General features: G+C 57.8%; 5 protein-coding genes. 3 read left to right on the top strand and 2 right to left on the bottom strand.

What is annotated here, in order from left to right; genetic code table 11:
• From HY896_06415 to HY896_06405, 3 genes are all read left to right on the top strand, one after another.
• The coding region (locus tag HY896_06415) for a nucleotidyl transferase AbiEii/AbiGii toxin family protein (protein MBI5575983.1) at positions 1-265 on the top strand (265 nt) is incomplete at its 5' end.
• Positions 266-615: 350 nt separating this feature from the next.
• Positions 616-957: a nucleotidyltransferase domain-containing protein gene (locus HY896_06410; GenBank protein MBI5575982.1), complete on the top strand. Its 342-nt coding sequence runs from the start codon at positions 616-618 to the stop codon at positions 955-957.
• 108 nt (positions 958-1,065) lie between these two features.
• On the top strand, positions 1,066-1,260 hold the full coding sequence (locus tag HY896_06405; GenBank protein ID MBI5575981.1) for an aldehyde dehydrogenase family protein: 195 nt from the start codon (positions 1,066-1,068) through the stop codon (positions 1,258-1,260).
• Here the strand turns inward: HY896_06405 and HY896_06400 are convergent, their stop codons facing one another.
• Positions 1,261-1,704, bottom strand: a complete 444-nt coding sequence (locus HY896_06400) for a hypothetical protein (protein MBI5575980.1) — start codon at positions 1,702-1,704, stop codon at positions 1,261-1,263.
• A gap of 117 nt (positions 1,705-1,821) precedes the next feature.
• A complete protein-coding gene (locus tag HY896_06395) occupies positions 1,822-3,096 on the bottom strand; it encodes a transposase (protein MBI5575979.1) in 1,275 nt (424 codons plus the stop codon).
• Positions 3,097-3,239: the final 143 nt, after the last annotated feature.

The following is a 3,239-nucleotide window of genomic DNA, read 5'->3' as shown; positions in this document are numbered from 1 at the left end:
GGTGTGGTATGCCGCGAATCACCCGGAGCTGAACCTGTCCCATCTCGAGATCCGCATGCGGCAGAGCGGGCACTGGAAGGGAAATGCCCCCCTTTCGACCGATGCGTTCCAATCGGCGCTTGGCGAAGCCATCGACGCACTGGATGTGGAAAAGGCGCGCCGGGAAGTGTCCCCTTTCGTCAAGGACCAGGCTGCCTTGAACCTCTGGTCCCGGGAGTTCTTCCGCGACGTGGCGGGAAGGATCCGCGTCGTCGAAAGCGGTTGACCGGGAAATCGAGCGAACCGGGATTGAACTGCCTCTTTGAGCAACGATTCTCCTGTGTGAGCCGACCTGCACACTTGAGGTCGCAATTTGCGACCTTAAAGACCTTACCCGCTCGCCCGGTTCAGCAGCTCGATATCCGAAGGGTCCAGCTTGAGCTCCAGCGCTTTCATGAGCTCGTTCAACTGGTCCACGCTCCTTGCGCTCCCACCATAACAGCTTGCCGCGAAGCTTACCGGCTCGAGCAGCAGGGGAGATCGCCACCGGGTGCGGTAAATAATGATATCGCTTTGAAAACGCTTGGTTTAGAGGCATAGACCGGTTAAGATGGCCTCGTGAGGCGCGGTGATGAAATGGCGAAAGCGACTGACCGCGGAAATAGGGAAAAAGAGAAAGTCCTCGGATTGATCCGAGTGGCCGTCGAACGGCTCAGGAAGAGCGGCATCCGGGTCGATCGAGCGATTTTGTATGGGTCCTTCGCCCGCGGCCGCATGACCGAATGGAGCGACATCGATGTCGCGATCATATCGCCGGATTACCGTCCCACCGATCTTAAGCAGAGGGTAAAGATCGGCCTCATCTGCCAGGACGTCGACATCCGGATGGAGTCCGTCGTCTACCGTCCGAAAGACTTCCGTGAAGGGGAGCCGCTTGCCCGGGAAATCGAGCGCACCGGGATTGAACTGCATCTTTGAGCAACGATTCTCCTGACTCCATTCCGACCGGATTTCGAACCAGCTTGCCGACCTTCCACAGAGCCTCGATAACGGCCTGGGGATTTTCCGCCGCGACGCTCCCCGACGATCCTCACGGACCTTCCCCCGGATTCGAAGATCCTGCGGGAGGAAATTTTCGGGGCGGTGCTCGCCGTCATCCGCGCCCGGAATATCGAGGAGGCTACCTCCTCCAGTTCATGGAACCGCGAGTCATCACGGAAAACACGATGCGACGGGGGTTTTCGCCGGAGGTACTGCTGTGACCGATATGCGACGGCTTAATTATTTACAGTAGCTCTTCCACTCTTGTTCGAACTCGCAGGCATTAAAAATGGTCTTATCCCAATATCGGATGTCAACCTTGTTCAACGTGCAGCTAAAATCTTCCATTAGCTTGTTGCCGGTTTCGCGTTCACAGAGGACAACTGAATAATCAACGTCGATGGCATGTGCCCTTGTTTTGTAGTTCTCTTTGATGTTTTCTACTTTCCCTTTATCTGGGTACACCTTTTCCAAGACCGCGAAGAACTCCTTTTCATCGAACTCCGGAGGAACGGTTTTCCCATCCTTGCCGTAATAGGCAATGATCTTCTTGGACATATCCGAAAGGGTGATTTCCAGGGCGGAGTATTCCCTAATTTTATCTTCCTCCGTCTTGGCGAATACGTTGCTGAAGGAACAACCCCAAAGGATGATGAAGACGAGAAACGGGGCGAATTTCCTCATTGTGCTTCTCCTTTCAAATTCCAGAAGTAGATCTGGTCCTCGTCCACGCCCGTGTCCAAGTTCCAATTCCGTACAGTTGAGGTGAAAATGTTCATGTCCTGATGGCCCCGCAAAAACTCACGCGGCCTTGGCCGTCTGGAACTGCGCGGGGACCGGGCCAAACGAAAGATAGTTGATAACTGAGCGAACCCAGAGCATGAATTCACCGTGAACAGACACGATTCCATCGAGAACGCGGGAAAATCCCCCGTTGGGAGCGGTTCGTCCCCCGTTTCCCGGCCTCCGGACAGCCGCCGCCCGCAGGAGGTTGAGCCCCAGCACCTTGAGCACCACGGCAAACCGCACGGCGGGCATGCCTCGAACACGAAGGTGCTTGACCCCGGTCAGGCGATCCAGGGCAGAAAAGGTCGCCTCTATGCCAGCACGGAAACGATACCGATCCCGGAATTGGGATGTCCTCTCCCGGGCGCGACGCCTTGCCATCTTCACCTGCTTCCGATCATAGGAGAACCCGTATCCCTTGCGCACCGACTTGACCGGACATTCTTTCCGTCGCGGACATCCCAGACAATGTTCAACGGAGAAGACCACGTCCCGATGATTCCCGCGGGCAACGTCTTCAATCGGGGCGTGTCCTATCGTGCAGTTAGCGATCCCGCCTTCTTCCGTAAACGTGAACTCCGACAGATACGCCGACTTGCTCTTCTTCTCTCCGCCCGGCACCGGGGCCACAACTTCCGTTCCCATCGCAGCGGCCGCGGTCACGTTCTTCTCGCTGCCGTAGAGGGAGTCCGCCAGAACCTCCGTCGGACCAAGGCCGCGTTCCTTGGCGTCTTCAATTGCGGGGATCAGCGCGTGGGCGTCACTTACGTGCGCCGGTTCGACGGAAACGTGCGTGATCAGGGAAAGCCCCGGTTCCTTCTCACCGTCTGCACCGGCAGCGGGGATGTACGTCTCCATCACCTGCGCCTGATACCCTTGCCCCTTGTGCCCGCAGTAGCCGGCATCCGGGTCGGACGGGTTCTGGAGCGAGTCGGAAGCAACCTCGCCGGGCGGCTTGATGGTCATCGTTCCCCCGCTCTCCGTCGACTCCACCGTGCACTGGTCGGAGAGGACCCGGCTCATAATCCGGTAGCTGCTCATCGCCGCCACTTTTTCGTCCCCCGCGAATCGGCGGACCAGATCGAACAGGTCGAAGGCAACCTTTTCCAAGGTCTTCTCCGACTCGGAGGGCTTGGGCATCGAGAAGACGCCCTGTCCCTTGCGAGTGAGATACCGTTCGGAGAAAGACCCGTCAAGCGACTCGAACAAACCCCGGTGATGGCGCTTGAGGTTGATGAGAAACGCCCGGATCGCCCGCACGAAGATCCCGATCCGCCCCAGGTGTCGCATGTTCGACTGCGCATTCCGATGATTTCGGCCACTTGAACCGAGACGAAGTCGGCCATCGTTCCGAGAGGATTCCGGCCACCCACGGAGCGTCAGCGACGCCGGGGATTACTGTTTCTCACAGTGGCCGATTTCCGTCAACCTTT

It is taken from the genome of Deltaproteobacteria bacterium (assembly GCA_016218975.1).
Classification (GTDB): Bacteria; Desulfobacterota; Deferrimicrobia; order Deferrimicrobiales; family Deferrimicrobiaceae; genus JAENIX01.
The sequence above is the reverse complement of the archived record's forward strand: the minus strand, read 5'-3'. Positions and strand labels throughout refer to the sequence as shown.

Coding starts and splice junctions, on each gene's coding strand:
- HY896_06400 (MBI5575980.1), bottom strand. CDS start 1,704: ATGAGGAAATTCGCCCCGTTTCTCGTCTTCATCATCCTTTGGGGTTGT.
- HY896_06395 (MBI5575979.1), bottom strand. CDS start 3,096: ATGCGACACCTGGGGCGGATCGGGATCTTCGTGCGGGCGATCCGGGCG.
- HY896_06410 (MBI5575982.1), top strand. CDS start 616: ATGGCGAAAGCGACTGACCGCGGAAATAGGGAAAAAGAGAAAGTCCTC.